General features: G+C 73.0%; 25 protein-coding genes and 1 pseudogene. 16 read left to right on the top strand and 10 right to left on the bottom strand.

The genetic code is table 11. The features are described 5' to 3' along the window. Positions 1-18: 18 nt before the first annotated feature. A complete protein-coding gene (locus ACIQNG_RS24800) occupies positions 19-1,353 on the bottom strand; it encodes an aspartate aminotransferase family protein (RefSeq protein ID WP_401487867.1) in 1,335 nt (444 codons plus the stop codon). 90 nt (positions 1,354-1,443) lie between these two features. Here ACIQNG_RS24800 and ACIQNG_RS24795 point away from each other — a divergent pair, with 90 nt between their 5' ends. Beyond that, the gene (locus ACIQNG_RS24795) at positions 1,444-2,193 is read left to right on the top strand and encodes an SDR family oxidoreductase (protein ID WP_401487865.1); all 750 of its coding nucleotides are present in this window, start codon (positions 1,444-1,446) and stop codon (positions 2,191-2,193) included. Positions 2,194-2,244: 51 nt separating this feature from the next. Here the strand turns inward: ACIQNG_RS24795 and ACIQNG_RS24790 are convergent. The 4 genes and pseudogenes from ACIQNG_RS24790 to ACIQNG_RS24775 all read right to left on the bottom strand — a co-directional run. Beyond that, positions 2,245-2,706 (bottom strand): annotated as a pseudogene (locus tag ACIQNG_RS24790) (DUF6309 family protein); the annotation flags it as partial. Between the two features lie 32 nt (positions 2,707-2,738). After that, positions 2,739-3,629: a phytanoyl-CoA dioxygenase family protein gene (locus tag ACIQNG_RS24785; protein ID WP_401487863.1), complete on the bottom strand. Its 891-nt coding sequence runs from the start codon at positions 3,627-3,629 to the stop codon at positions 2,739-2,741. 146 nt (positions 3,630-3,775) lie between these two features. Further along, positions 3,776-4,675: a lytic polysaccharide monooxygenase gene (locus ACIQNG_RS24780; RefSeq protein ID WP_401487861.1), complete on the bottom strand. Its 900-nt coding sequence runs from the start codon at positions 4,673-4,675 to the stop codon at positions 3,776-3,778. 203 nt (positions 4,676-4,878) lie between these two features. Further along, positions 4,879-5,301, bottom strand: a complete 423-nt coding sequence (locus ACIQNG_RS24775; protein ID WP_401487859.1) for a VOC family protein — start codon at positions 5,299-5,301, stop codon at positions 4,879-4,881. 93 nt (positions 5,302-5,394) lie between these two features. Here ACIQNG_RS24775 and ACIQNG_RS24770 point away from each other — a divergent pair, with 93 nt between their 5' ends. After that, the gene (locus ACIQNG_RS24770; RefSeq protein WP_401487857.1) at positions 5,395-6,519 is read left to right on the top strand and encodes a helix-turn-helix transcriptional regulator; all 1,125 of its coding nucleotides are present in this window, start codon (positions 5,395-5,397) and stop codon (positions 6,517-6,519) included. A gap of 119 nt (positions 6,520-6,638) precedes the next feature. Further along, positions 6,639-7,844: a S8 family serine peptidase gene (locus tag ACIQNG_RS24765; protein ID WP_401487855.1), complete on the top strand. Its 1,206-nt coding sequence runs from the start codon at positions 6,639-6,641 to the stop codon at positions 7,842-7,844. 106 nt (positions 7,845-7,950) lie between these two features. Here the strand turns inward: ACIQNG_RS24765 and ACIQNG_RS24760 are convergent, their stop codons facing one another. Then, positions 7,951-9,426: a PT domain-containing protein gene (locus ACIQNG_RS24760; protein WP_401487854.1), complete on the bottom strand. Its 1,476-nt coding sequence runs from the start codon at positions 9,424-9,426 to the stop codon at positions 7,951-7,953. 198 nt (positions 9,427-9,624) lie between these two features. On the opposite strand from ACIQNG_RS24760, the gene ACIQNG_RS24755 reads away from it, so the two are divergent. After that, positions 9,625-10,209: a sigma-70 family RNA polymerase sigma factor gene (locus tag ACIQNG_RS24755; protein WP_401436487.1), complete on the top strand. Its 585-nt coding sequence runs from the start codon at positions 9,625-9,627 to the stop codon at positions 10,207-10,209. Positions 10,210-10,235: 26 nt separating this feature from the next. Then, a complete protein-coding gene (locus ACIQNG_RS24750; RefSeq protein ID WP_401488219.1) occupies positions 10,236-11,012 on the top strand; it encodes an anti-sigma factor domain-containing protein in 777 nt (258 codons plus the stop codon). Here the strand turns inward: ACIQNG_RS24750 and ACIQNG_RS24745 are convergent. Further along, a complete protein-coding gene (locus ACIQNG_RS24745) occupies positions 11,009-11,209 on the bottom strand; it encodes a hypothetical protein (RefSeq protein ID WP_401487851.1) in 201 nt (66 codons plus the stop codon). The genes ACIQNG_RS24750 and ACIQNG_RS24745 overlap by 4 nt on opposite strands. 31 nt (positions 11,210-11,240) lie before the next feature. Here ACIQNG_RS24745 and ACIQNG_RS24740 point away from each other — a divergent pair, with 31 nt between their 5' ends. The 4 genes from ACIQNG_RS24740 (at position 11,241) to ACIQNG_RS24725 (ending at position 15,364) form a co-directional block, all read left to right on the top strand. Further along, positions 11,241-12,851 (top strand): sulfite oxidase, encoded by a 1,611-nt coding sequence (locus ACIQNG_RS24740; protein WP_401487849.1) that lies wholly within the window; start codon positions 11,241-11,243, stop codon positions 12,849-12,851. A gap of 112 nt (positions 12,852-12,963) precedes the next feature. After that, positions 12,964-13,662, top strand: coding sequence for a fasciclin domain-containing protein (locus tag ACIQNG_RS24735; protein WP_401487847.1), 699 nt, complete (start codon positions 12,964-12,966; stop codon positions 13,660-13,662). Positions 13,663-13,920: 258 nt separating this feature from the next. Continuing rightward, the gene (locus ACIQNG_RS24730; protein ID WP_401487845.1) at positions 13,921-15,000 is read left to right on the top strand and encodes a PP2C family protein-serine/threonine phosphatase; all 1,080 of its coding nucleotides are present in this window, start codon (positions 13,921-13,923) and stop codon (positions 14,998-15,000) included. A gap of 142 nt (positions 15,001-15,142) precedes the next feature. Continuing rightward, positions 15,143-15,364: a heavy-metal-associated domain-containing protein gene (locus ACIQNG_RS24725; protein WP_401436373.1), complete on the top strand. Its 222-nt coding sequence runs from the start codon at positions 15,143-15,145 to the stop codon at positions 15,362-15,364. 53 nt (positions 15,365-15,417) lie between these two features. Here ACIQNG_RS24725 and ACIQNG_RS24720 read toward each other — a convergent pair whose 3' ends face one another. Next, entirely contained in the window at positions 15,418-16,539 is a 1,122-nt protein-coding gene (locus tag ACIQNG_RS24720; protein ID WP_401488217.1) for a M20 family metallopeptidase, read from the bottom strand. A 277-nt stretch (positions 16,540-16,816) separates the two neighbouring features. Here ACIQNG_RS24720 and ACIQNG_RS24715 point away from each other — a divergent pair, with 277 nt between their 5' ends. The 6 genes from ACIQNG_RS24715 to ACIQNG_RS24690 all read left to right on the top strand — a co-directional run bounded on the left by ACIQNG_RS24715 (position 16,817) and on the right by ACIQNG_RS24690 (position 21,868). Then, entirely contained in the window at positions 16,817-17,698 is an 882-nt protein-coding gene (locus ACIQNG_RS24715) for a LysR family transcriptional regulator (protein ID WP_401436376.1), read from the top strand. 190 nt (positions 17,699-17,888) lie between these two features. Continuing rightward, entirely contained in the window at positions 17,889-18,227 is a 339-nt protein-coding gene (locus tag ACIQNG_RS24710; protein ID WP_401436378.1) for a MerR family transcriptional regulator, read from the top strand. 242 nt (positions 18,228-18,469) lie between these two features. Beyond that, entirely contained in the window at positions 18,470-18,673 is a 204-nt protein-coding gene (locus tag ACIQNG_RS24705) for a cold-shock protein (protein WP_401436380.1), read from the top strand. A 275-nt stretch (positions 18,674-18,948) separates the two neighbouring features. Then, a complete protein-coding gene (locus tag ACIQNG_RS24700) occupies positions 18,949-20,487 on the top strand; it encodes a DEAD/DEAH box helicase (RefSeq protein WP_401487842.1) in 1,539 nt (512 codons plus the stop codon). A 568-nt stretch (positions 20,488-21,055) separates the two neighbouring features. Next, positions 21,056-21,454 (top strand): CBS domain-containing protein, encoded by a 399-nt coding sequence (locus ACIQNG_RS24695; protein WP_401436386.1) that lies wholly within the window; start codon positions 21,056-21,058, stop codon positions 21,452-21,454. A 126-nt stretch (positions 21,455-21,580) separates the two neighbouring features. Continuing rightward, positions 21,581-21,868: an SCO5918 family protein gene (locus tag ACIQNG_RS24690; protein WP_401436388.1), complete on the top strand. Its 288-nt coding sequence runs from the start codon at positions 21,581-21,583 to the stop codon at positions 21,866-21,868. Between the two features lie 580 nt (positions 21,869-22,448). On the opposite strand, the gene ACIQNG_RS24685 is transcribed toward ACIQNG_RS24690, so the two are convergent. After that, entirely contained in the window at positions 22,449-24,119 is a 1,671-nt protein-coding gene (locus ACIQNG_RS24685) for an alpha/beta hydrolase (RefSeq protein ID WP_401487839.1), read from the bottom strand. 234 nt (positions 24,120-24,353) lie between these two features. After that, positions 24,354-25,370, bottom strand: a complete 1,017-nt coding sequence (locus ACIQNG_RS24680) for a Ppx/GppA family phosphatase (RefSeq protein ID WP_401487837.1) — start codon at positions 25,368-25,370, stop codon at positions 24,354-24,356. 498 nt (positions 25,371-25,868) lie between these two features. Here ACIQNG_RS24680 and ACIQNG_RS24675 point away from each other — a divergent pair, with 498 nt between their 5' ends. Beyond that, entirely contained in the window at positions 25,869-26,072 is a 204-nt protein-coding gene (locus ACIQNG_RS24675; protein WP_030069301.1) for a cold-shock protein, read from the top strand. Positions 26,073-26,098: the final 26 nt, after the last annotated feature.

The raw sequence follows: 26,098 nt of genomic DNA, 5'->3' as shown, positions 1-26,098 counted from the left end.
CCCCGCACGCCCACCCCGTCACAGGACCGTGAAGGCGGCTTCCACCGCCTCACAGGTGGCGGTCAGCTCCTCCTCCGTGACCGTGGCGGCGACGAACCAGCAGGCCATGCCGTACGCGTTGGTGTGCACTCCGCGTTCGAGGAGTGCGTGCCGGAAGGCGTGGTAGCGGGCCTGGTCGGCGTGGAGGAGGTCGCGGTACTGACGGGTCGGCACGCCGTCGGGGGTGAAGACGATCTGGAACATGGCCCCGACGCCCTGGACCGCGCACGGCACCCGCCGGTCGTGCGCGGCACGGCGGATCGACTCCATGATGCGGCGGCCGGTGGCGTCGATGTGCTCGACGGTCTCCGGCCGGTTCAGCCGACCGAGGGTGACCAGGGCCGCGGTCGCGCACAGCGGGGACGCGTTGTAGGTGCCGCCGTGTTTGACCCGGCCCTGCGCCAGGGGTTCCATCACCTGGCGCAGGCCCGCGAAGGCCGCGATGGGCAGACCGCCGCCCAGGGCCTTGGAGAAGACGGCGATGTCCGGTACGACGCCGAACAGCGTCTGGGCGCCGCCGGGGCCGGTGCGGAACCCGGTGCAGACCTCGTCGAAGATCAGCACGATCCCGCGTGCCGTGCACTCGTCCCGCAGCAGGTCCAGATAGCCCGGTGCGGGCATGGTGCACGCGTTGTTGGCGACGATCGGTTCGCAGATGACCGCGGCGAGTCTCCCGCGGTGGGCGTCGAGGACCGCGCGGAGTGCCGCGGGGTCGTTCCAGGGGCAGACGACGACATCGTCCACGACCCCGGAGGGGATCCCGGGCGAGTGGGGCACGGCGTGCGGTGCGGCGTAGGGGCCGGCCTCGGCGGCGCTCGGGCGGTTGGAGACGGCGAGGGTGTCGGTCCAGCCGTGGTAGTGACCCTCGAACTTGAGGATCGTGGAGAGCCCGGTGTGTCCGCGCGCCGCGCGCACCGCGCCCTGCACCGCCTCGCTGCCCGAGTTCGCGAACCGGACGAGTTCCGCGCAGGGCACCATGTCCCGGATCCGTTCGGCGAGTTCGACCTCCGGGGTGTTGCAGGTGCCGAACATCGTCCCGGAGTGCAGGACCCGCGTGAGCGCGTCGGTGAGGTCCGGCGGGGCGTGTCCCAGCACCGCGCTGCCGTAGGAGAGGAGGTAGTCGAGATAGTCGTTGCCGTCGACGTCCCGGATGCGCGTGCCCGCCCCGCTCTCGATGTACAGGGGGTAGGGGTGCGGGCCGGTGGAGGTGAGCCGGGAGGAGGAGCTGATGCCGCCGGCCAGCGACGCCCGGGCCCGTTCGAACCAGGCCCTGCTGCCCTCCGTTCCGCCCAGCGCCTGGATGTGGCCACTCATGTGCGGCTCCTGTTTGGGTGAGGGGCGGTGGGGCACGCTCGGAGAGCCTTTCGTACGTGGGGAGGGGCCGAGGGAGAGGACGGGTGGGGCGTGGACGGGAGAACCGTGGTCGTCACCGGGGCGGGGAGCGGCATCGGGCGGGCGTGCGCGCTGGGCCTGCTGGCGGACGGCTGGACGGTGGTGCTGGTCGGGCGGCGCCGGGAACCGCTGGAGGAGACGGCCGCGGCGGCGCCCGCCGGCCGGCGTGACCGGGCGGTCCCGTTCCCGGCGGACATCACCGACCCCGCCGCCGTGGACGCCCTGTTCGGGGCGGTCGAGGAGCGCTTCGGCCGGCTGGACGTCCTGTTCAACAACGCCGCCGACGTCGTGCCGTACACCCCGACCGAGGACGTGGCGGTCGAGGACTGGCACCGTGTGATGGACTCCATCGCCACCGGGACCTTTCTCTGCTCCCGTGCCGCCTTCCGGGTGATGAAGCGGCAGGCCCCGCGCGGGGGACGGATCATCAACAACGGCGCGCCCTCCGCCCAGGCGCCCCGGCCGGACTCGCTCGCCTTCACCGCGGCCAAGCACGCGGTGGCCGGGATGACGCGCTCGCTGTCCCTGGACGGTCGCCGCCACGGGATTTCGTGCGGTCAGATCGACATCGGCAATGTGACGCCGGTGGACCGTCCGCAGCCCGCGGTCCTCCAGGCCGACGGCTCACGGCGGGTCGAACCCACCATGGACGTGCGGCACGTCGTCGATCTGGTGCGGACCATGGCCGCCCTGCCCTCCGGGGTGAACATCCAGTCCGTGCTGGTCATGCCGAGTGCCATGCCGTACGTGGGCCGGGGCTGACGCGGAGCGTGGCGGGTGGGCCGGGTCCGGCGGCAGGCCCGCCGTGTACGCCTCGAACCAGGTGCCGGGCAGCAGCCGGCCGGCCAGGGCCCAGGCCAGCATGCGGTGCAGCCCGTCCAGGTGGATCAGCCCCGACCGGACCGTCAGCGCCTCGTAGTCGGGCCCTGGGGCGGGCGTGGTGCTCAGGAACAGGGGCAGCGGGGCCGCCGTGCGCTGCCTGGCGAGTTTGAGCGCGCACAGGGGGTTGGTGCGGGCGTAGTCGGTGCCGAGTGCGGTGAGCCGGTCCGCCGCGGCGGTCACGCTGAGCCCGGTCCTGGGGATCAGCTCCCTCTCGCCGTGCTCCCCCAGATGCCAGGGGAGCATCACGTCCCGCACCTCAGGTCCCTCCAGCAGGACCCGGTGCCAACGGCCGTCCGCGACGCGCTGCGCGTCGCGGAGGTGTTCCTCCGCCTCGTCGTTGGTGTTGGACGGGTCGGAGGTGTCGAAGGGGTGCTTCCGCGCGAAGTGCCGCATGACCTGGTCGAAGGGGACCGCGCCCAGGATCCTCATGCCCCGCGCCTCTCGGCCTGCCGGCGCGCGCTCGTACGGTGCTCTCCCGTACGGTGCTCTCCCGTACGGTGCTCTCCCGTACGGTGCTCACTCGTGCCGGATGCGCCCGCGCGGTACTCGCTGAAGTGCCGTTCGGAGAACAGCTCCGGCCGTCCCGCGTCCAGACCGCGTGCCCGTGCCACCGCGAGCACCTGCCGCCAGTACGGCTTGACCGGCGGCCACAGGGTCCCCGTACGGCAGTAGGAACCGTCGATCAGATAGCGGCGAGCGGCTCTGTCAGGGGGCAGGACGGCGGCCCGGCGGGTGTGGAACAGCGCCGAGTGGAGCACGACGGTCGACCCCGGCGGCAGGTTGTCGATGACGACCTCACCCGGCAGCACGCTCGTGCCCAGGTGGCTGCGGGCGTCCTTCTCGGCGACCTCCCGGTGCGAGCCCGGCAGCACCGCCAGGCCGCCCAGTTCCGGCTGGAGTCCCCCTATGTAGTGCAGGGCGTGGACCATGGGCGAGCGCCGGTCGCGCTGGGGCCGTTGCTCGTAGTCGTGATGCCAGCTCTTGCCGGGTCCGCCGGCCGGTCGCCGGTCGCTGTGCAGATGGTGGAAGACGAAGGACCCGCCCAGCAGCTCGGGGCTGCTCAGCAGGTCCATCAGCGGCGGATGCACCGCCAGCTCACCATGGGCCTCCAGCTCCAGTTCGACCGTCCGGGGCGGCGGCGCGCCGGTCCGCACACAGGCGTCGATGGACCGTCGGCGCCGCCCCGTCTCCACCCAGTCGTCCACCTCCGGCACGAGACGGTCGACCAGGGCGCCCGGCAGGAAGCCGGGCAGCACCAGGAAGCCGTCGTCGGCGAAGTTCCCTAAATGAACCTTGCTGGCACGAGTCTCTCTCACGTACCAAAACCCCCGGCCCACTCGGCTGTTGCCCCACGGATGACGTGACGCTCGGCGTTTTCTGTCCCACGCCAGCACAAGTCATGCTCATGACCGGGGTTAATGGCCGGAAGGCGCACCGACGCGGCGCCGGTTCAGCGGTCGGCTCAGTCGGTCCTGCGGCGGTTGCGGCCGAAGAGGAGGGCACCCGCGGCGAACATGGCGGCGCCCGCGGACCAGGCCACGGCACCCGTCAGCGGGGAGTCGGCGGTCTGCGACTCGGCGGAGACCAGGGCGGGGGCCTGCTCGTCGCCGCCGTGGCCCGAGTGGCTGACGGTCGAACGGGACGCGCCCGCGTCGATCTTCGCCTCGGTCGGAGCCTTCGCCGGCGCCTTGGCCGCCGTGTTCGCCGCGTTCGCCGCGTTCGCCGCCGTGCCGAAGACCACGTCCGAGCAGCCGTAGAACGCCTCGGGGCTGTCGTGGCGCTGCCACACCTTGTAGATGATGTGGCGGCCGGTGCGCTCGGGCAGGGCGCCGGTGAAGCGGTAGTAGCCGTTGTCACTGGCGCGCGGTGTGGCGTAGGTGCCCACCGGGGTCTGGTCCAGGTCCGACCACTTCAGGGGCTTGGTCGGGTCGAAGCCCGGCTTGGTGATGTACATCGTCATCGTGCCCAGGTGGGCCGCGGTGACCCGCACGTTGAAGTTGTAGGAGCCGGCGGCCACGGTGGTGGCGGGCCAGTCGGTGCGGGCCCAGTCCAGGGCGCGGTACTTGGTGCGGTTGGCGGAGCAGAGTTTGCCGTCGGGGATGATCTGCTGGTGCTTGCCGTTGGCGTTGGCGATGTTCACCTCGTTCCAGTCGTAGAGCGGCTGGGTGCCCGAATCGGCGACGAGATCCTTGCAGACCTTGGACTTCGGCGTCTCCGGGCCTTCGGCGAAACAGGCGCTCACCCGGCTGACCGGACCGAACACGGAGCCGTGCGCGCTCGCGGGCGTCGGGGCCAGGGACGCGAACGTCGCGGCGGACACGACCACGGAAGCTGCGGCGATGCGGCGGCGTGCGGAAGACATAGGGGCTCACTCTCGTACGTGTAGGGCCGTCGGGAAAATCCGGACAACACCGGCCCTCACCAGGGGCGTTGGAGCATTGGTCTGCACCAGAGGATGGCATTGGTACATACCAATCGCAAGGGGGTGGGGGTGATCCGCCTCGGAGAGGCCGCCCCCACCCGCGCCCCCGGCCGCCCGAACGCCGCCGCGCACGCCGCCGCGGTTCAGCCGTTGTACGGAGCGGTGACGTCCAGGACCCAGGTGATGCCGAAACGGTCGGTGAGCATGCCGTACAGCGGCGCCCACGGCGCCGGCTCCAGCGGTCGTACGACGGTCGCACCCTCGGCGAGAGCGGCCCACAGGGCGCCGATCTCCTCCGTGTCGTCGCCGCGCACGGAGACGAAGAACGGGTTCTCGCCCTGGCCCCAGGGCAGGTGCGAGGGCACGTCGTAGGCCATGACGTGGAAGCCGTTGTCGCCGGTCACCTCGCCCCACATCACCCAGTCCGCCTCGCTCTCGTCCCGCACGGCGCCCGCGTCCTGGTAGGTGACCGCGACCGTGTTTCCGCCGAAGACGGAACGGTAGAAGTCCAGCGCCTCGCGCGCGGCGCCCCGGAAGTTGAGGTGCGTGGTGGTCGTGACGGACATGACGTGCTCCTTGCCTCGTTGCTGAACCTGCTGTGCCACGATGGCAGCATTAGAGGACAGGTTGTGTCCTGTACTGAGCTGAGGAGCCGTGCCATGCAGAAGACGTCCTCGCGGCTGCTCGCCCTGCTCTCACTGCTTCAGACGCACCGCGACTGGTCGGGCGACGACCTCGCCGAACGGCTCGACATCACCTCGCGCACCGTGCGCCGCGACATCGACCGGCTGCGGGAACTCGGCTACCCGATCACCGCCGTCAAGGGACCGGCCGGCGGTTACCGGCTGGAGGCCGGCACCGAGTTGCCGCCCCTGCTCTTCGACGACGGCCAGGCCGTCGCCCTGGCCGTCGCGCTGCGGACCGCCGCCGCGGGCACCGCCGTCGCCGAGGACGCCTCCCGCGCCCTGGCCACCCTCCGCCAGGTCATGCCGCCCCGGCTGCGCCACCGCATCGACCTGCTGCACGTCACCGCCGTCGCACAGCCCGCGGCCCAGGACACCGTCCAGGTCGGGGCCCCGGTCCTGATGGAGCTGAGCCGAGTCATCCGGGCCCGCGAGGAACTGCGCTTCGACTACACCCCAGGCTCAAGCCCGTCAGACTCAAGCACCCCAGGCTCAAGCCCGTCAGACTCAAGCACCCCAGACTCAAGCCCGTCAGGCTCAAGCCCGTCAGGCTCGAACACCCCAGGCTCGAACACATCAGGCTCCAGCACCTCACCCGACGGCCCCCGCCGGGTGCACCCCCAGCACCTGGTCGTCTGGCGTCAGCACTGGTACCTCGTGGCCTGGGACCTCCAGCGCGAGGACTGGCGCACCTTCCGCGTCGACCGCGTCCGGCCCCGCACCCCCACCGGCCCCCGCTTCGCCCCGCGCGAACTCCCCGGCGGCGATGTCGCCACCTTCGTCACCGGCCGGTTCCGCGGCACCGACGGCACCTCCACCGACTGGCCCTGCCAGGGCGAAGTCATCCTCCACCTCCCGGCCGCCGACGTCGCGCCCTTCGTCCGGGACGGGATCGTCGAGGAACTGGGCCCCCAGCGCTGCCGGCTCGTCCTCGGCTCCTGGTCATGGACCGGACTCGCCGCCGCCGTAGGACGCTTCGACGCCGACATCGAGGTCGTCGGACCGCCCCGACTGGCCGCCGCCTTCGGGGACCTCGCCGCCCGCTACGCCCACGCCGCACGCACCGCGGCACCCGACCCACCTCCGTCCGGCGCCCCGTAAGGGTGGTCCGCCGCCCCGCCCCGGACCGGGCACCGGGGCCGCGGCGCGGGCACCGGCGATGATCCGGGTCGATCGCACCCCGGGCCGCCGGTCCGGCGATCCGACCGAACGGAGCGTCCGTGCCCCTGTCCCCGCGTCAGACCTCGACGGCACTGCTGCTGGCCGTCGCCCTCGTCGCCGCTCCCGTCGCGCACGCCGCCGAACCGCCCCCGGCGCAGGTGCGGCTGGAACGGTCCGTCCGAGCCGTTCCCGGGCAGTACATCGTCACCCTCAAGCCCGGCCACGCCCCGGGCGAACTCCTGCGGGCCCTCGGTATCACCCCCCTGTTCACCTACGCCCGTGCCCTGAACGGCTTCGCCGCCCGCCTCGGCCCGCTCCTGCTGCACGCCGTGCGGACCGACCCCGCCGTCGAGGCCGTCGAGGAGAACGCCGTGCTCAAGGCGCCGGAGCCGGTCTCGGCGCGCTCCGGTGCGACGCCCGGACGGGCCGGACCGGCGGCGCCCGCCGCCACCTGGGGGCTGGACCGCATCGACCAGCGGCGACTGCCTCTGGACGGGGAGTTCACCACCCGGGGGAACGGCGCCGGCGTCACCGCGTACGTGCTCGACACCGGCATCGACTTCGGTCATGAGCAGTTCGGCGGCCGTGCCGTCCCCGGCTTCGACGCCGTCGGCGACGGCAGGAACGGCCTCGACTGCCACGGCCACGGCACCCATGTCGCCGGCACGGTCGCGGGCCGCACCTACGGCGTCGCACCGCGGGCCGCTCTCGTCGCCGTACGCGTTCTGGACTGCACCGGCAACGGCGACACCGCCCAGGCGATCGCCGGCCTCGACTGGGTCGCCCGCAACGCCCAGCGCCCCGCCGTCCTCAACGCGTCCGTCGGCGAGGAACGCTCCCAGGCCCTCAACGACGCCACCACCGCCCTCTCCGACCAGGGCGTCCTGCCGGTGGCCGCGGCCGGGAACGACGCCGCCGACGCCTGCACCGCGTCCCCCGCCTCCGCCGCCGGGGTGGTGACCGTCGCCGCCTCCGACCCGCAGGACCGGCAGAGCGACTTCTCCAACCGGGGGCCCTGCGTCACCCTCCACGCCCCGGGCCGGTCCGTCCGCTCCGCGAAGCTGGGCGGCGGCAGTGCCACCCTCAGCGGCACCTCCATGGCGGCACCCCACGTCACCGGCGCCGCCGCCCTGTACGCGAGCCGGTACGACGACGCCGACCCCGACCGGATCAGCGCCTTCCTCACCGCCGCCGCGACCCGGGACGTCCTGACCGGCGTGCCCGACGGCACCCCCAACCGACTCCTGTACACCGACGGCCTGTAGCCACTCCGCACGGTCCGCCGCCACCGGCCGGCCACGACTCACCGCCTACCGCGCCCGGACCGCCGCCTCCCCCTGGGCCAGGGCGTCACCGCCCTCGCCTTCGTGCTCATCCTCGGCGCGACGCTGCTGTAGCACCGCCCGCCGGGTCCTTGCCGCCCCCTGCCAGGAACTCCACCACCGCCAGCGCGAACAGCAGGCACAGCGCGACACCGACCACGGTCCACCCGGTCGGGTACGACCAGAACAGGAGGACCAGCAGCGCCCCCACCACCAGGATCCAGGTGATCCAGGTCCGGCGGCGGCGTACGAAGGGGCCGACGGGGCCGGTGCGCAGTCCGGCCCCGTCGGCCGTGGACCGCACCGCCCCGATGCCGGAGACCCACCCGTGCCGGACGAGCCCCGCGTACCGGCCCCGCCCGGTCAGCCAGACGCCCAGGGCGATGACGGCCCCGAGGGCGACGACCATGAGGGCGGCGGTCACCAGGAAGTGGGTCAGGGCGTCGTACACGGCGCCGGCCGCGCCCGGGGAGACGTCGGCGGGCAGGGCGTCGAGGTAGAACGAGCGGAACACGCGCAGGCCGATGCCGAGGAGCCCGGTGGCGGCGGCGGCGCCGAGGCAGGCCGCGATCAGGGAGCGGCGGCGCCGGACCGACAGCAGGACGCCCGCCGCGAGGAGGACGACGGCGAGGACCGGCAGCCAGATCCCGGCGATCTGGAGCAGTCGTACGTACGTCTTGATCGCGCCGATCCGGTCGGAGCGGACGAGGGTGATGTCGGTGTGCACCTGCGGGATGCGCTCGGCGACGGTCAGTCCGGCGGCGACCAGACGCTGTTTGACCTGGTCCACGACCGGGCCGAGGTCGAGGGTGACCGAGTCGTTCGTCAACTGCACCGCGCCGCCGCCGCTGCCGGTGAGGGCCTTGTCGAGGGAGGCGTGGACCCTGCGGTTGGCGTCGGTCCAGACCGTTTTGAAGGCGTTCGACTCCACGACCCGCTGGGCCTGGTCGTGGACGAAGCTGCGTACGGCGCTCTCCAGCGCGTCGCCCAGCCGGCCGCCCAGCGCCCGCTGGAGGCGGGGCCGGTCCTGGGGCGCCGCCTGCGACAGCAGGACCGGCAGGTCGATCCGGGTCATCAGCGCGTCGGTGACCCGGTCGGCGACGGCGTTCTGCACGTCGGGGTCCGAGGCGAGCGGGGCGACCGTGGCCACGTAGCGGTCGGTGTCGCCGACCTCGGCCGCCGCCCAGGTCGCGACGACGGAGAGCGGTGCGAGGAGACAGCCGAGGACGAGGAACAGCGCGGCGAAGAAGGACCGGCCGCGATGCCGGTGCGGGCGGGCGGCGCGGTCGCTCTCCAGCGCCTGCACCCGTGCCTGGAGCCCGGCCATGTCGGAGCGACCGCCACCGCCGTCGCCACCGCCGTCGCCGCCCCCATTGCCGTCGCCGTCGCCCGGCGGCTGCCGCTTCTCGGGGCCGCCCGTGGGTCCGGCCGTGGGGCCGCCCGTAGGTCCGCCCGTAGGGCCGCCCGTGGGGCCGCCCGTAGGTCCGCCCGTGGGGCCCTCCGTGGGTCCGTCGCCGTCCGTCATCCGAACCTCCTGACCGGCCCGCTCCCCTCACCACCCTCACCCGGCTCCGCCGCCCGCACGAACGGATCCACGCCGTACGGGTGACCCGGTCCGCCGGGCGGCCGGGGTTGGATGGGGGAGGGGACCAATCCCCGCCCCCCACAGGTCCGGATTACGACTGGAGCTCTCCTGACCATGGAGGACCGTACGGAGGACCGAGTGGAAGAGGCCGTGTACATCGGCAGGAAACCGTCGACCGAGCCGGATCTGGAGGCCCTGATGGGACGGGTGGCGCTCGGCGAGGAGGAGGCGTTCGCCTCGGTGTACGACGCCGTGGCGGGCCGGGTGCTGGGGGTGGCGCGGGCGGTGCTGCGCGACCGGGCCCAGTCCGAGGAGGTCGCCCAGGAGGTGCTCGTCGAGGTGTGGCGCACCGCCCCGCGCTACCGGCCCGAACGCGGTACGGCCGTGAACTGGATCCTGACCCTGGCCCACCGCCGGGCGGTGGACCGGGTGCGGTCCGTGGAGGCGGCGGCGGTACGGGACCACAAGGCGGCGCTGCTGGAGCGGACACCGGAGTACGACGAGGTGACCGAGCAGGTCGAGGCGCGGCTGGAACGGGAGCAGGTACGGCGCTGTCTGCGCACCCTGACCGAGATCCAGCGGCAGGCGGTGACCCTCGCCTACTACCGGGGGCTGACCTACCGCCAGGTGGCCGAGGCCCTGAAACTGCCGCTGGGCACGGCCAAGACCCGGCTGCGGGACGGCCTGATCCGGATGCGGGACTGCCTGGGGGTGACCGCATGACCACCGGACGGCCCGCGGGCGACGCGATGATCACCGGCGATCCGCACCACCTCACCGGTGCCTACGCCCTGGACGCGCTGTCGGAGGAGGAACGCGAGGCGTTCGAGCGGCACTTGGCCGGGTGCGAGCCGTGCGCGCGGGAGAGCGCCGAGCTGGGTGCCACCGCGGTCCGCCTGGGCCTCGCCGTCTCCGTCACACCCCACCAGGACATGCGCGGGCAGGTACTGCGCCGGATCACCTCCGTACGCCAGGAAGCGCCCCGCACACCGGGGCCGCCCGCCCGCCCCGGGAAGGGGATCGCGCGGGCCCGTCTCCTGTCGCGCTGGACGCTGGCGGCCTGTCTCGCCGTCACGGCCCTGGGCGGCACGGCGTGGTGGCAGTACGACCGGGCCGAGGACGCCCTGAGCCGGGCGCACTCCGCGGAACAGGCGGAACGGGGGGCGGCCGATCTCTCGGCGGAGGTGGCGGCGGTACTGTCCGCGCCGGACGCGAAGACGGAGGCCGGCGCCGTGCTGGCCGACGGGGCGACGGGCGGTGTGGTCGTGTCCCGGGCCAGGGACCGGGCGGTGTTCGTCGTGTCCGGTCTGCCGCGTCCGCCCGGCGGGAAGACGTACCAGTTGTGGTTCGACGACGGCGGCGGCACCATGCGTCCCGCCGGTCTGCTCGACCCGGGCCGCGCGGATCAGACGGTACTGATGCGGGGCGCTGTCGGCCGCTCCTCGGGCATGGGCATCACGGTCGAGCCCGAGGGCGGCTCGCCCCGACCCACGTCCACCCCCCTGGCGTTGCTGACGTTCGCTTAGGCGGCCATCGACGGGTTCATGCGGCTCCTCACCGCGTAGTCGACGTGGACCAGGTAGACGTGGACCAGGTAGACGTGGACCAGGTAGACGTGGACCAGGTAGACGTGGACCAGGTAGACGTGGACAAGGTATCCGTAGCCGATGACCGGCGCGGATGGGTCCCGGCCGGTTGTTTCATCCGATCCGGCGAGGACCAATCCGCGGGCCGTCCGGGGCCGGATTCCCCACGTGAGCGACGACGAGAACGACCCCCGGGACCGGCGGCACCGCCGGGCGCGTGTGTGGCTGGGCGCGCTCAGCGGGGTGCTGGCGGGTTGCGCCGCGCTCGCCGTCGCCGAGGCGGTGTCCGCGGCGGTGCGCCCGCAGGCCGGGCCGGTGGTGGCGGTCGGCGGCGCGGCGATCGACCGTACGCCGGCCGCGGTCAAGGACTGGGCGATCCGGAACTTCGGCACCGCCGACAAACTGGTCCTGCAAGCGGGGATCCTCCTGGTGCTGGCGCTCTTCGCGCTGGCCCTGGGAGCGCTCGCGCCGCGGTTCCGGCGTACGGGCGCGGCGGGGGTCCTCGTCTTCGGCTGCGTCGGGGCGTCGGCCGCCATCAGCCGGCCGGACGCGAGCGGTCCGGTCGACGCCGTGCCGTCGGTGGTGGGCGCGGTCGCCGGGGCGGCCGTGCTGTACGTGCTGGTGGGGCGGCTCACGCGGCCGGCCCGGCGCGCCGGTGGCCCGGGGGGCGCCGAGGGTCCGGCCGAGGGCTGGGACCGTCGTGGCTTCGTGCTCGCGGCGGGGGCCGCCGCGGTGGCGTCGGCCGGGGCGGGGGCCCTCGGCCGGGTCCTCAACCGCTCCAGCGCCGACGACGCGATCGCCTCCCGTGCCCGGGTGGTCCTGCCGGCTCCCGGTTCCCCCGCCTCGGCCGTCCCCGGGGGAACCCAGCTGCGGATCCCCGGAGTCAGCCCCTTCCGCACCCCGAACCGCTCCTTCTACCGGGTCGACACCGCGCTGGTCGTACCGCGGATTGACGCCACCACCTGGCGGCTGCGGATCCACGGCCAGGGCGTCACCCGCCCGCTCACCCTCTCCTACGACGCCCTGCTGCGGCGTGAACTGGTCGAGCGGGACATCACGCTGACCTGTGTGTCGAACGAGGTCGGCGGACCGTACGTCGGCACCGCGCGCTGGATCGGCGTACGCCTGGCCGACCTGCTGGCGGAGTGCGGGGTGAGGCCGCCCTCGGAGGGCGGGCCCGCCGACCAACTGGTGGCCCGTTCCGTGGACGGCATGACCCTCGGCAGCCCGGTCGAGGAGCTGATGGACGGCCGGGACGCCCTCCTCGCCCTCGGCATGAACGGTGAACCACTGCCCTTCGACCACGGCTTCCCCGTCCGCATGGTGGTGCCCGGCCTCTACGGCTACGTCTCCGCCTGCAAATGGATCAGGGACATCGAACTCACCACCTTCGACGCCTACGACCCCTACTGGGTCCAGCGGGACTGGGCCCGGCGGGCGCCGGTCAAGACCCAGTCCCGGATCGACACCCCGAAGCCGTTCGCGCGGCCCCGGGCCGGCACGGTCATGGTCGCCGGGGTCGCCTGGGCCCAGCATCGCGGGATCGACCGGGTCGAGATCCGGGTCGACGACGGCCCCTGGCGGGAGGCCCGCCTCGCCGCCGAGCACACCCGTGACACCTGGCGCCAGTGGTCGTACGCCTGGCAGGCCGCCAAGGGGGGCCACACCCTCACCGTCCGCGCCACGGACCGGACCGGGGCGGTGCAGACGGAGCGACGTACGAGGACCGTCCCCGACGGCGCCAGCGGCCGGCACTCCGTGGTCGTCACCGTCGAGTGAACCCCGAGGTCCCCCCTCGCCGCCTCGCGCCCCCGTTCTTCCCGCCCCATGTACCCGCGGCACCGGCAGCTGTGAACCAGCACGGGCCGCTCGTTCCCACAGGAGAGACACCATGAACACCCACATCAACCACATCACCCACATCAACCGCGTCAGCCGTATCCGTCGCGTCCGTCGCACCGCCGCCGCCCTCGCCGCCGTGGCCGTACTGCCCCTGGCCCTGGCCGCCTGTTCCGACAGCGGTGGTGACTCCACCGAGTCCGACTCCGCCCCGGAGGCGTCGGCCCCGGCCGCCGAGGACACCTCGGCCGGTTCCGGCGACAGCGCCGCGATGGACCAGCCGTTCGGGCCCGGCTGCGCGTCGGTGCCCGCGAACGGCGCCGGTTCGTTCGACGGCATGGCGAAGGACCCGGTGGCCACCGCCGCGTCCAACAACCCCGCCCTGTCGACCCTGGTGACGGCGGTGAAGAAGGCCGGGCTGGTCGACACCCTCAACAGCGCGCAGGACATCACGGTGTTCGCGCCGACCGACGACGCCTTCGCGAAGCTTCCCAAGGCCACCCTCGACAAGGTGCTCAACGACAAGGCCCAGCTCACGAAGATCCTCACGTACCACGTCGTCGGGCAGAAGCTCGCTCCGGCCGACCTGGAGAACGGCTCCTTCGACACCCTGGAGACGTCGAAGCTCACCACCTCCGGCTCCGGCGAGTCCTACACCGTCGGCGAGTCCGCCAAGGTCGTCTGCGGCGACGTCAGGACCGCCAACGCCAACGTCTACATCGTCGACACCGTTCTGATGCCCACCGCCTGACCGGGCCTCAGGGCGCGGCACGCCGGGTGGTTCGGGCGGGGGCGTGTCGAGCGGGCACAGGTGGGGACTATCTGACCGGATGGCCAGATAATGCACCTTATGTCCCATGGGTCAGAGAGCACACCGCAGGGGCCGGGGGCCGACCCACCACCCCCCGCCACATCCCCGGACCGGTCCCACCGATCCCACCGGCTACACCGGCCCCGCCGATTCGGTCCATTCGGTCGGTCCGGTCGGTCCGGGCAGCCCGCGCTGGCGGTGCTCTCCCGGCTGCTGCCCCTGCTCCTCATCGCCCTCGGCGCCGTCTTCCAGCTCTTCACCCCCACCCAGCTGACCGGCACCCCGCTCTTCGTCGCCGCCCCGCTGATGGCGGCGCCGCTCTTCACCCGGTGGCAGACCGTGGGTTTCGGCTGTCTCGCACTGGCCGCCGCCGTCCTGCTGCACCTGGTCGCCGGGAGCGTGTGGGAGTCGGTGGCGACACAGCATCTGGCCACCGAGCTGGCCACGATCGCCTTCGCCACCGCCATCGCCGTACTCCTGAACACGGTGGTGGACCGCGGGCGCGAACAGCTCGCCTCGGCCCGCGAGGTGGCGGAGGCCGCCCAGCGTGCCGTGGTGCCCACGCCCGCCGACCGCATCGCCGGGCTGCGGGTGGCCGCCCGGTACGAGGCCGCCCAGCGGGACGCGCTGATCGGGGGCGACCTCTACGGCGCCCAGGACACCCCCTACGGCGTACGGATGCTGATGGGCGACGTCCGGGGGAAGGGCATCACGGCGATCGAGACCGTCGCCGTGGTGCTGGGCGCCTTCCGCGAGGCCGCGGACCAGCAGGAGACCCTCGCCGACGTGGCGAGGCGGCTGGAACACGCCCTCGCGCGGGAGAGCGCGGGCCGCACCGCCGCCGACGCCGGGGAGGCGTTCGTGACCTGCGTCCTGGTCGAGATCCCGCCGGGCCGGCAGACCGTACGGACCCTCAACCGCGGCCATCCGCCGCCCCTGCTCCTCGACGGGGGCGGAAGGGTCACCGCCCTCACCCCCCGGGCCTTCCAGCTTCCCCTCGGGCTCTCGGACCTGGACCCCGCGCCGCACGAACCCGACAGCTGGCCCTTCCCCGCGGACGCCACCCTGCTCCTCTACACGGACGGCCTCTCGGAGGCCCGTGACGCCGCCGGCACCTTCTACGACCCCGTGGACCGCCTCAGGGGCCGGACCTTCCCGACCCCCACCCGGCTCCTCAACACCCTCGCCGACGACGTACGGCACTTCTCGGGCGACCTCACCGACGACGACATGGCCCTCCTCGCCGCCCATAAACCCGGACCTCGCCCGGTGCACTGACCTGGATGTCACCCGATCGAGTGTGGAACTCCGGGTTCCGTTCCGCCGACTCCTAGAGGGCCGGGACATCCTCGGCAATTCTGCACATTCAATACATCCGGCCATGAGGCAATGAGGCCATGAGGCCATGAGGAGCAGCGCCATGACACAGGAGCAGAAGCGGTACGGCGTCACCGGGATGAGCTGCGCGCACTGCGCGGCGGGCATCACCCAGCGGGTGTCCGAGGTGCCGGGGGTGAGTGAGGTGGTCGTGGACGTCGACGCCAAGTCGGTGACCGTGCACGGGACGGGCCTTGACGACCGGCTCCTGCGGGACGCGATCACCGAGGCCGGATTCGGAGTCGCCGACACGGTCACGACCTGAGCCTCCGGGCCTCCGAGCCTCCGGGCCCCCGGGCCCCCGGGCCCCGGGGCATTTCAGTCCCGCGGCCGGGGCGGTCCGGCGATCGTCCGGGCGATGAGTTCCGCGACGAGCCGGGCGCGCGGGATCAGCTGGTCGACCCGGACGTACTCGGTCTCGGCGTGCGCGCCCTCGCCCACCGCGCCGAGGCCGTCCAGGGTCGGACAGCCCGCCGCCGCGGTCTGGTTGGCGTCCGAGACCCCGCCCACGGCGAGCCCGCGCAGCGGCCCCTGGCCCAGTTCCGCGGCGATGTCGCGGGCCAGGGCGAAGAGGTCGGCGGAGGCGGCGGGCTCCATCGGGGGACGGCTCGCGCCGCCCACGATCTCCAGCCGGGCGCCGGGCGTGCTCGGCGTCAACTGCCGGATGAGGGTGTCCACCCGGTCCTGCGCGGCGCCGCTCGGTACGCGGACGTCCACCGACACCCGCGCCCGGGCCGGGACGGTGTTGCGGGAACTGCCTCCCGACAGCAGCGTCGGAGTGACCGTGGTGGCACCCAGCAGGGGGTCGGCGGCGTCGGTCCGCGCCGAGGCGCCGAGCGCGGCGAGCGCCAGGACCTGGTGGGCGGCCTCGACGGACGCGTTGACCCCCCGGTGCGGTTCGAGACCGGCGTGCGCGGCCCGGCCGTGGATCTCCACCTCGTAGCGCGAGGCACCCTTGCGGGCCGTCTTGAGCGCGCCCTGTCCGTCCGCGGCCGGTTCCAGTACGAGGGTGGCGGCGCAGCGCCGCGCGGTCTCCTCGATCAACTGCCGTGAGGTCGGGGAGCCGACCTCCTCGTCACCGTTGACCAGGACGCACACCCCGTCGAGGGAGGGCAGGGACGCCAGGGCGTGGAAGAGCTGCACCAGACCGGCCTTCATGTCCAGCACGCCGGGGCCGCGGGCCACCCCCGCCTCCACCGACCAGGGGCGGGAGCGCAGCGAGCCGAGGGGCCACACCGTGTCGTGGTGGCCGAGCAGCAGCACCCGCGGGGTGCCGAAGGCCCAGCGCAGATGGCTGACTCCGTCGATGACGATCACCTCGGGCCCGGCGCCGGTCAGCCGTGCGCCGAGCGCCGCGACCACCTCGGCGCTGCGGGCCAGGGCGGTGTGATCGGCGGAGAAGGACTCGCAGCCGACCAGTTCCTCCAGATCGGCCAGCATCGCCGGCAGGGCGAGGACGGAACCCCGGCTCACCTCTGCTCACGTCCCCGCGCCGCTGGTACCGGTGTGCGGAACATACGTCCTCCCGGGAGTTCATGGGTGGTGTCGGTACGGTCGCCCGCCTCCCGTGCCCGGGGCGGGGGCGCCGCGAGAACGACCGTAGGACCGGCCCGGACATGACACCAGCGAGGGGATCGCATAGGACTCATGCACCGAGGGAATGTGTTCTCCGACCGCGGGCGGGCGGCAAGGGGATCCGGTACGAGGGGTGGCGCTCATGGAGACCGACGCGTTGCGGCTGCTGGTGGCCGTGGCCGACACCGGGTCGTTCACGAGGGCGGCGGTGCGGCTCAACTACACCCAGTCCGCGGTGTCCCGGCGGATCGCCACCCTGGAACAGCGCGCGGGCGGCCCGCTGTTCGAGCGGCTGCCGCGGGGCGTACGGCTCACTCCGGCCGGACGGGTGCTGCACCGGCACGCCCTGGAGGTGCTCGGCCGGCTGGCGCGGGCCGAGCGGGAACTGGCCGTCCTGCACGCCGGAGCGGGCGGGCTGCTGCACGTGGGCGCGTTCGCCACGGCCAACATCTCCCTGCTGCCCGCCGCCCTGCGGGCCCTCGGCGAGGCCCGACCGCAGGTCGAGCCCGTCGTGGTCGAGGGCCCGAGCGCGGAACTGGTGGAGCGGGTCGCGGACGGGGCGCTCGACCTCGCGGTCGTCAGCGACTACCCGTACGGGCTGCCGTCGGCGGACGGGGTGACGACGGCCGTGCTGTGCGAGGACGACCTGTTCGTCGCCCTTCCGCGCGGGCACCGGCTCGCCTCCGGCGGACCGGTCGACCTGCTCGACCTGAGCGACGAGGCGTGGGTGCAGCGCGCCTACGGCGACCGGCCCACCTTGCTCGCCGACGCCTGGGCCCGGGTCGGCGGCGCCCCCCGGAAGATCATCCGGGTCGCCGAGTGGGCCGGGAAGTTCGGCTATGTGGCCGCCGGGCTCGGGGTGGCGCTGGTGCCCTCGCTGGCGGCGTGGGCGGTCCCCGGTGACATCGTGCTGCGCCGCCTCGGCGGACCGGCCCTGCGGCGGACCGTGCATGTGGCGCGGCCCGCCGCCCCGCTCCCCGCCGCGCGGCAACTGGAGGAACTGCTGCGCGCCACGGCCGGGTGAACGGGTGACGGGGCCGGGCCCTGAGCCGGACGCCGGGGTGCGGGGCGCGGGCGGAAACCTGTCACGGCGGGGACACATGTCCGTACCCGCCGGAGTTAAGGTTGAGGCACGAGGCAGGTGGAGCCGAACGGCCGGAACACGGGCGCCACACCCCCCGGTCTTCCCGCAGCGTCCCCGAAACGAAGGTGTCATGCCCGCTGAGAACGGCCCCGGCAACGGCAGCCTCGACGATGACGACTACCCCGCCTACACGATGGGCCGGGCCGCTGACGTGCTCGGCACCACACCCGCGTTCCTCCGGGCCGTCGGCGAGGCCGGGCTGATCACGCCGCTGCGCTCGGACGGTGGTCACCGCCGTTACTCCAGGCGCCAGTTGCGGGTCGCCGCGCGGGCCCGTGAGCTGGTCGACCAGGGCACTCCCATCGACGCCGCGTGCCGCATCATCTCGCTGGAACGGCAACTCGACGACGCCCTCCGGGCGAACCGCGAAATTCACCGGAAACTCGACGAGCGCGGCGCGGATACCTAGTACCGCCGTTACAGATATACGGAATCCGATGGGTCAGGAATTACCGGGGCTGTTCCTTAATGTGCATGGCCCCCTGCACCCGGCCTGTGTTAGCGTGATAGGCGTTGCAGTTTTGATTACCGGGTCATTGTTCTTCACAGAGCTTTTCCGGATCTTTCCGGATCCTTCCGGAGGGGTGATCATCGCGGCGACCCGGACCCGTAAGAGACGGCGTCCGGTACTGCCCCCGAGGGAGATTCAATATGGCATCTGGCACCGTGAAGTGGTTCAACGCGGAAAAGGGCTTCGGCTTCATCGAGCAGGACGGCGGCGGCACCGACGTGTTCGCCCACTACTCGAACATCGCCGCCCAGGGCTTCCGCGAGCTTCAGGAAGGCCAGAAGGTGTCTTTTGACGTCACGCAGGGCCCGAAGGGTCCGCAGGCCGAGAACATCGTTCCGGCCTGACGCCTGACGTCGACGCTCGACCGTCGTGAGCCCATGGGCTCACGCATCAGGTGACGTGTGTCTGGGGCCCGCGCTCTTGGGGTGCGGGCCCCGACTCATTGCTTTCCTGATCTCCAGATTTTCAGCTTTCCGGATTTTCCGGACCGCCGGCCGTCCCGGCAAAGACGCCACGAGGCCCGGCTCTTCTTTTTTCTTCGGCTCATCTTGCGAATCCTCGCGCGGCCTTCGCCGCTGGACGGAATTCCTCGACACGCCGTATCGAGGAAGGTTCCTCCATGAACCGTATCCGTCGCCCCGGTAACACTTCCGGTGGCCGTCACACGGACAGACGCTCCGCACGTTCGGCGGGCTTCACCGGCCGCCAGGCGGCTCCCCGCCCGAGCACCGGACGCAGGAACGGCCAGGGCTCCGGCTCCGCGCCCTCCGCGCGCCGACAGGAGTTCACCCTGCCGGTCACCCTCACCGCCCCGCTTCCGGCGGTCGAGACCTTCGGTGAACTGGACATGCCCGCACGGCTGCTGGCCGCGCTCGTCGCCGAGGGCGTCACCGTGCCCTTCCCGATCCAGGCGGCCACCCTGCCCGACGCGATGGCCGGCCGGGACGTCCTGGGCCGGGGCCGTACCGGCTCGGGCAAGACGCTCGCCTTCGGCCTGCCGCTGCTGGCCCGCCTCGACGGGCAGCGCGCCCAGCCCCGCAGCCCGCTCGCCCTCGTCCTCGTCCCCACCCGGGAACTCGCCCAGCAGGTCACCGACGCCCTCACCCCCTACGCCCGCGCCCTGCGGCTGCGGATCGCCACGGTGGTGGGCGGTATGTCGATCGGCCGTCAGGCGAGCGCCCTGCGCGGCGGCGCCGAGGTCGTCGTCGCCACGCCCGGCCGCCTCAAGGACCTCATCGAGCGGCGGGACTGCCGACTGGACGAGGTCGCCGTGACCGTCCTGGACGAGGCCGACCAGATGGCCGACATGGGCTTCATGCCGCAGGTCACCGCGCTGCTCGACCAAGTCCCGGCGCGCGGCCAGCGGTTGCTGTTCTCGGCCACCCTGGACCGCAACATCGACCTCCTGGTACGCCGCTACCTCCACGACCCGGTCGTGCACTCGGTCGACCCGTCCGCGGGGGCGGTCACCACCATGGAGCACCATCTGCTCCATGTCCGCGACACCGACAAGGACACCGCGGCCATCGAGATCGCCGCCCGTGACGGCCGCGTCCTCATGTTCCTGGACACCAAGCACGCGGTGGACCGGCTGGCCAAGCAACTGCTCTCGGTCGGGGTGCGCGCCTCGGCGCTGCACGGCGGCAAGTCCCAGTCGCAGCGCAACCGGACGCTCGCACAGTTCAAGGACGGCCACGTCACCGTCCTGGTGGCCACCAACGTCGCCGCCCGCGGAATCCACGTCGCCGGACTCGACCTCGTCGTGAACGTCGATCCGCCCGGCGACCACAAGGACTATCTGCATCGCGGCGGCCGTACCGCGCGGGCCGGTGAGTCCGGCACCGTCGTCACCCTGGTCCTGCCCCACCAGCGGCGGGCCGTGGACCGGCTGATGGCCGACGCCGGCATCGCCCCCCGCGGCGTCCGGGTCCGTCCGGGCGAGGCGGAACTCCAGCGCATCACCGGCGCCCGGACCCCCTCCGGCACCCCCGTCACCCTGGCCGCACCGGCCGGCGAACGGAACGAGGGCAAGGGCAAGGGATCCGGCGGCGGCCGTTCGCGCGGACGCCGGGGCTCCTTCCGTGGCCGCCCCGGCGGCGGGGAAGGCGGCCGGACCGCCGCCCGCTCCCGTCGCCCCGCCCCGGAGACCAGCCCGTAGACCACGCCGGGCGAACGTCACGCGGTGGGGCACGGCCCATGGCAGGCGCCCTCCACGGTGGGCGCCCACCACGGCAGGCGCCCTCCACGGCGGGCGCCCTCCACGGCCGGGACCGACCCCGGCCACCACGGCCGTCGCCGCCCGGCCGCGACCACCGCCCGACCGGCCTCACCCGCTTCACCCGCCTCACCCGTCCGACCCGGTTCACTCGCCTCACCTGTCCGACCGCGTCACCCGTCCGACCGCCTCACCGTCCGGCCCCGGGGGCCCGCGAACCTACGGGGCTGCAAGCCCGGGGGAGGGGCTCTCAACTCCGGGGCTGCAAGCCCGGGGGCCGCGAACCTACGGGGCTTGGAACCCGGGGAGCTGCAAGCCTCGGGGAGCCTCATCGCCGTAAACCCGCGGACCTGCGGACCTGTAAGCCCGTAGACCCCCGGACCCGCAACCACCGGGGAGCCACCCCCGGCCCCCGCACCACCGCGGACCCGCAAGCCAGCAGACCCGCAACCCCCCGGGGGGACCCCCGGGCCGGGGTCCCGCGGATCCGTCCCATGAAGAGGAGCAGCGCTTGACACCGTTCTCGTCCCCCACACGGTCGGCCGACGACACCGGACCGACCGCCGGCGACGCCATGCGCGCCCCCGGGCCGCAGGTCGACGACCACACGGCGGTCGATGTGGCCCTGTCCGTGCTCATCGGTGCGCGGGTCGCGCACCTGCTCCTCAGGGACGAGGACGGACGGTGCGCGGGACTGGTCACCCGGGCCCAACTCGCCGAGCACCACGGCGGCTCGTGGTACAGCGACCGGACACAGCTGCGCGACCTCGCGCTCGACCGTGGACCGTTCACCTCGTCCGTGGCCGCGCTGGGTGCGGCGGAAGCCGCCATGCGGGTCCGGACCCTGACCGTGTCACCCGTGATCGACGAACACGGCTACGCCCTGGGCGTCCTCGCCCTCACCCCCTGACCGCACGGCCCCGAGCGTCCGTCCCCGTCCCCGCCCCCGACCTACCCCGACCGCCCCTCGCCCCTGACCGGCCGCCGTCCCGCGGTCATCCTCTCCGGCGTTCTTCCCCATCCTGTGGAGGCATCCATGCGTTGTGTCATCGCCCGATTCCCCTTCGACCTGACCAAGAGTGAGGTCGAGCAGTCGATGAGTGGCGTCACCCCCGAGACCGTCACCGGCCTGTCCGTGACCATCGTCCGGCGGGTCTACCCCGTGATCCAGGTCGGCGAAGTGGTCACCGGCCTGAACCGCCGGGACATCACCACGGGCGAGATGCGCCGGGCGCTGATCCGGCTCGGCTTCACCTGCCACGACGCCCGTCCCGTCGCACCGGTCCGGCACGAGCAGCCCGAGGGCGGCCCGCTCGGCTGGTGACGGACCGGCCCCGGGTGCGAATCCGCCGGGGACGGCTCGACGGGACCGGCGGACAGGTCCCGGGGCCGCCCCCGGACAGCGGGTGACGTGGACTCCCGCGAACGATCCGTGATCATGTCACCGCCCTGCGACAGCGTTGTCCGGGATCGAAGGCGCCCGTATCCTCGCAGCTCACGACCCCCTCATAGTGATCGAACAAGCACCGGGCAGCCGGCCGAGACCGATTCGGCCCCGGCCGCCGGCCGCCGATCACCCCAGCTCGACTTCATCATCGTCAGCGCCGGGGAGGGCGACCCCACCACGGTCTCCCTGCCGGTCGACCCGATGATCGTCGACGCGCCGGTCGTCACCAGCTGGCACACCGCCGCCGAGGACGCCGTTCCCTTCGGCTCGTGACGTCGGTGCGCTCCTTCAGCGGCCGTGTCCCCCACGCCGCCCGGACCGACCCGCGCCTGACGGCCGTCGCCGCGACGACGGACGGGGCGGGTCTCCGCGAGGGAGTCCCGCCCCGTCCTCGACCCGGCTCACAGAACCGGGCTCACAGATCCGGGCTCACCGCACCGGGCTCATCGCACCGGCGTCAGAAGCGGTCCGGGGCGCGCTGCGGAGACGGGGAGCCGGGAAGGGCGTCCCGCTGCTGGTTCTCGCGGGCCTCGGCGTTCGACCGGGGCGTCGCCTTGCAGGTCATGTCCTTCGCGGGGAGCTTGCCCTTGAGCAGGTAGCGGTTGACCGCACCGTCGGTGCAGGTGTTGCCGCTCGGGTAGACACCGTGGCCCTCGCCGCCGCGGACGGTGACCATCTTCGAGCCCTTCAGGGCGGTGTGCAGGGCCTGAGCGCTGGGCAGCGGGGTCTGCGAGTCCCACTCGTTCTGGACGACCAGCGAGCGTACGCCGTTCTCCACCTGGGTGACCGGTTCCGCGGACTTGTCCCAGAACGCGCAGGGCTTGATGCTGGACGCGAAGTCGCCGAAGAGCGGGTAGCGGCCCTTGTCCTCGATGGCGTCGCGCCGGTAGCTCTCCGGATCCTCGGACCACACGGCCGAGTTGTCCCCGCACACCACGGCCCAGAAGCTGGCCGTCATGTTGTCGGCCGGGGTCTCGGCGGGCGCGGCACCGGCGGCTGCACCGGCCATTCCGCCCCGCTGCGGCTCGGTGAACACCTCGGCCTTCTCGGCGGAGACGGGCTGCCCCTGCGCGGCCTTCTTCACCTCCACCAGCACCTCGGAGGCGTACTCCGGGCTGAAGACCGCCCCGCGCATCCCGCTGCGGAGGTCATCACCGGTGACCGGCTGCCCGTCCATCTCGATGGGCTTCTCGTCGGCCCGCTGGACCAGGTCCCAGAAGGTCCGGTCGACCTTCTTGGGGGTGTCGCCGAGGCGGTACGTCGCCGAACGCTCGGCGGCCCACTCGGTCCACCGGTCGAAGGCGGGCTCGGCGCCCTCCGCCCACCACTGGATCATGCCCCGCCAGGCACGCGCCGGATCGACCGCGCTGTCCAGCACGAACCGGTCGGCCCGGCCCGGGAAGAGCTGGGTGTAGACGGCGCCGAGGTAGGTGCCGTACGAGTAGCCCACGTAGGAGAGCTTCCGCTCCCCGAGGACCGCCCGGAGCAGATCCATGTCCCGCGCGGTGTTGCGGGTGGTGATGTGCGGCAGGAGGTCGCCCGACTTCGCCAGGCACTTGTCCGCGACCCGCTCGGCCCAGGCGACGTCCGCGTCGAACGTCTCCTCCTTGTACGGCCGCAGCCAGTTCTCCTCCTTCGAGGTCAGACCGCAGGTGACCGGGGTGCTCCGGCCCACGCCGCGCGGGTCGAAGCCGATGAGGTCGTACTTCTGCCGTGCGGCGGTGGGCAGCGACTCCTGCATGCTCAGCGGCATGTAGATCCCCGGCCCTCCGGGGCCACCGGGGTTGGACAGCAGAACACCGCGCCGCCGGTCGGGCGCGGTGCTCTTGATCCGGGATATCGCGAGGTCGATCTGTTCGCCCCGGGGATTGCGGTAGTCCAGCGGGACCTTGATCGTGGCGCACTTGAGTGGGGCCGGAGCATCGGCTCCGCACCGCTTCCACCGGGGCTTCTGCTGCACATACCGCTCCAGCGCGACCTTGGCGCCGGCCGATGAGGCGGCGGTGGCACTGGCGGAGGCGCTCGCCCCGGCGGCCGGGGCGGCGGCGGCCGTCGAAGTGGCGAGTGCGGGAGCCAGTGTTGCCGTGACACTCACGGCCAACAGCGGCGCGAGACGTCGTCTGCGCACGATATCGATCCTTCCGGTCGCATGTTCGGACAGGAAAGATCATGCGGGAACAGCCCACCGCTGCGGAACCCTCGCCGGGACTCACCTCACCTCCCCCTCGGGAATGACGCAACGACCGTGCCTCGTACCCGAGTTGTACGGGTCGTGCGGGGCGTGCGGGGCGTGCGGGTCACAAAGGGTGCTCGGGGGGCGCGAGGAAAGGCGATGGGCGCGCGGGACGGTGTCGTCGGCTGCTCACCGGAGCGGGACGACGGCGGAGGGTCTGGGGGCCGTAGGGGGCTCGGGGGCGTCGCGGGTGTCGGGCCGGGCGACGGCGTCCGGCCACCAGCCGGGGCCGTCCTCCAGATGCCGCAGCAGGATGCCCTCGCGCAGGGCCCAGGGGGAGACGGCCAGGGTGTCCAGGCCGCTGACTTTCATCGCGGTGTGGCCGATGACCGCCCCGGCCAGGCTCTGGTGGGCGCGCGGGGCGGAGATGCCGGGCAGTTCGGAGCGGCGCGCGGCGGGCAGGGCCGCCAGCCGGTCGATCGCCCGGCGCAGATCCTTGCCCCGCACCTCCCGCGCGGCGAAGGGCCCGTGCCGTCCGGGCGCGGCCCCGCACAACCGCGCCAACTGCTGGAACGTACGGGAGGAGGCGACCGCGGTACGGGGGTTCTCCCAGCGGATCCGGGCGCCGGCGTCCCGGAGCTGGTGGCGCACCTCGCGCCGCAGGGCGAGGATCTCGTCGGGCGAGGGCGGGTCGTCGTGGCCGAAGAAGCGGCGGGTGAGCCGGACCGCGCCGAGCGGCAGGGACACGGCGAAGTCCGGTGTCCGGCCCCGGCCGAACGCCACCTCCAGGGAACCGCCCCCGATGTCGAAGAGGGCGATCGGTCCGGCCTTCCAGCCCATCCAGCGGCGGACGGCCAGAAACGTCAGCTCCGCCTCCGTCTCCCCCGACAGCACGCACAGCCGCACCCCGGACTCCGCCCGCACCGCCCGCAGGACGTGGGTCCGGTCGGGGGCGTGGCGGACGACGGCGGTGGCGAACGCCAGGGGTTCGGGCGCGCCCCAACGCTCGGCCGTCCGGGCCGCCTTGCGGATCGCCTTCACCAGTTGCCGGGTGGCGGCCTCGCCGATCCGGCCGTCGGCCCCGGTCTGTTCGGACAGGCGCAGCTTCCACTTGGCGGTGTGCACCGGCAGCGGCACACCGTCCCCGGCGTCCGCCACCACGAGTCGCACGGTGTGGGAGCCCGCGTCGATCACGCTCAGTCTCATCCGCCTGGAGTACCCGGGCCGGGCTGTTCGAAGCACCGCCCGGCCCGGGCACGGCCGGATCGAAGCACCGCCCGGCCCGGGCCTCGCGCACACAACTCCTCCAGGGAGGCGCCCCTGACCAACCGGTCAGCCGGAAGGTACTCGGCGCAGCGAAACTGGCTGAGATCCATCCCCTCCTCCAGGGATGATCCCGTCACCCTCCGCCACGACCCCCGCGACAACCCGGACCTCACCCCTTTCCGACCCCGTCCCGACCCCTTCCCGACCCCGTCCCGCCGCCCCCGAAGGGGCTCTTCTCGGCCATACAGTCAGCCGTACGGGGGGCGCCGCCGGCGGGGTTTGCGAGGTGACCGCGAGAGCGTGGTAGTCTTGTGGGGTTGCAGTTGTGGTACCCATGAACTTATGAGCGCCTGACGGGAATGTTTCTCCTTCAGGCGCTTTGTTTGTTTCCGGAGTCTCCGGATGGGGCCTCTGCGCGCCCACAGAAGGAGAAAGAACATGGCACAGGGAACCGTGAAGTGGTTCAACGCCGAAAAGGGTTTCGGTTTCATCGAGCAGGACGGCGGCGGCCCCGACGTCTTCGCCCACTACTCGAACATCGCGACCCAGGGCTTCCGTGAGCTGCAGGAGGGCCAGCGGGTCTCCTTCGACGTCACGCAGGGCCAGAAGGGCCCGCAGGCGGAGAACATCGTCCCCGCCTGATCGCGCCCGGACGCGTATTCCGCTCA

This window comes from Streptomyces sp. NPDC091377 (assembly GCF_044757045.1).
Taxonomy (GTDB): Bacteria; Actinomycetota; Actinomycetes; order Streptomycetales; family Streptomycetaceae; genus Streptomyces.
The sequence above is the reverse complement of the archived record's forward strand: the minus strand, read 5'-3'. Positions and strand labels throughout refer to the sequence as shown.

Excerpts from the sequence above, each read along its gene's own strand:
- ACIQNG_RS24770 (WP_401487857.1), top strand. The coding sequence starts at position 5,395 with ATGCAGAAGACGTCCTCGCGGCTGCTCGCCCTGCTCTCACTGCTTCAG.
- ACIQNG_RS24720 (WP_401488217.1), bottom strand. The coding sequence starts at position 16,539 with ATGCTGGCCGATCTGGAGGAACTGGTCGGCTGCGAGTCCTTCTCCGCC.
- ACIQNG_RS24780 (WP_401487861.1), bottom strand. The coding sequence starts at position 4,675 with ATGTCTTCCGCACGCCGCCGCATCGCCGCAGCTTCCGTGGTCGTGTCC.
- ACIQNG_RS24680 (WP_401487837.1), bottom strand. The coding sequence starts at position 25,370 with ATGAGACTGAGCGTGATCGACGCGGGCTCCCACACCGTGCGACTCGTG.
- ACIQNG_RS24715 (WP_401436376.1), top strand. The coding sequence starts at position 16,817 with ATGGAGACCGACGCGTTGCGGCTGCTGGTGGCCGTGGCCGACACCGGG.
- ACIQNG_RS24700 (WP_401487842.1), top strand. The coding sequence starts at position 18,949 with ATGAACCGTATCCGTCGCCCCGGTAACACTTCCGGTGGCCGTCACACG.
- ACIQNG_RS24710 (WP_401436378.1), top strand. The coding sequence starts at position 17,889 with ATGCCCGCTGAGAACGGCCCCGGCAACGGCAGCCTCGACGATGACGAC.
- ACIQNG_RS24675 (WP_030069301.1), top strand. The coding sequence starts at position 25,869 with ATGGCACAGGGAACCGTGAAGTGGTTCAACGCCGAAAAGGGTTTCGGT.
- ACIQNG_RS24690 (WP_401436388.1), top strand. The coding sequence starts at position 21,581 with ATGCGTTGTGTCATCGCCCGATTCCCCTTCGACCTGACCAAGAGTGAG.
- ACIQNG_RS24750 (WP_401488219.1), top strand. The coding sequence starts at position 10,236 with ATGATCACCGGCGATCCGCACCACCTCACCGGTGCCTACGCCCTGGAC.
- ACIQNG_RS24800 (WP_401487867.1), bottom strand. The coding sequence starts at position 1,353 with ATGAGTGGCCACATCCAGGCGCTGGGCGGAACGGAGGGCAGCAGGGCC.
- ACIQNG_RS24725 (WP_401436373.1), top strand. The coding sequence starts at position 15,143 with ATGACACAGGAGCAGAAGCGGTACGGCGTCACCGGGATGAGCTGCGCG.
- ACIQNG_RS24760 (WP_401487854.1), bottom strand. The coding sequence starts at position 9,426 with ATGACGGACGGCGACGGACCCACGGAGGGCCCCACGGGCGGACCTACG.
- ACIQNG_RS24735 (WP_401487847.1), top strand. The coding sequence starts at position 12,964 with ATGAACACCCACATCAACCACATCACCCACATCAACCGCGTCAGCCGT.
- ACIQNG_RS24705 (WP_401436380.1), top strand. The coding sequence starts at position 18,470 with ATGGCATCTGGCACCGTGAAGTGGTTCAACGCGGAAAAGGGCTTCGGC.
- ACIQNG_RS24775 (WP_401487859.1), bottom strand. The coding sequence starts at position 5,301 with ATGTCCGTCACGACCACCACGCACCTCAACTTCCGGGGCGCCGCGCGC.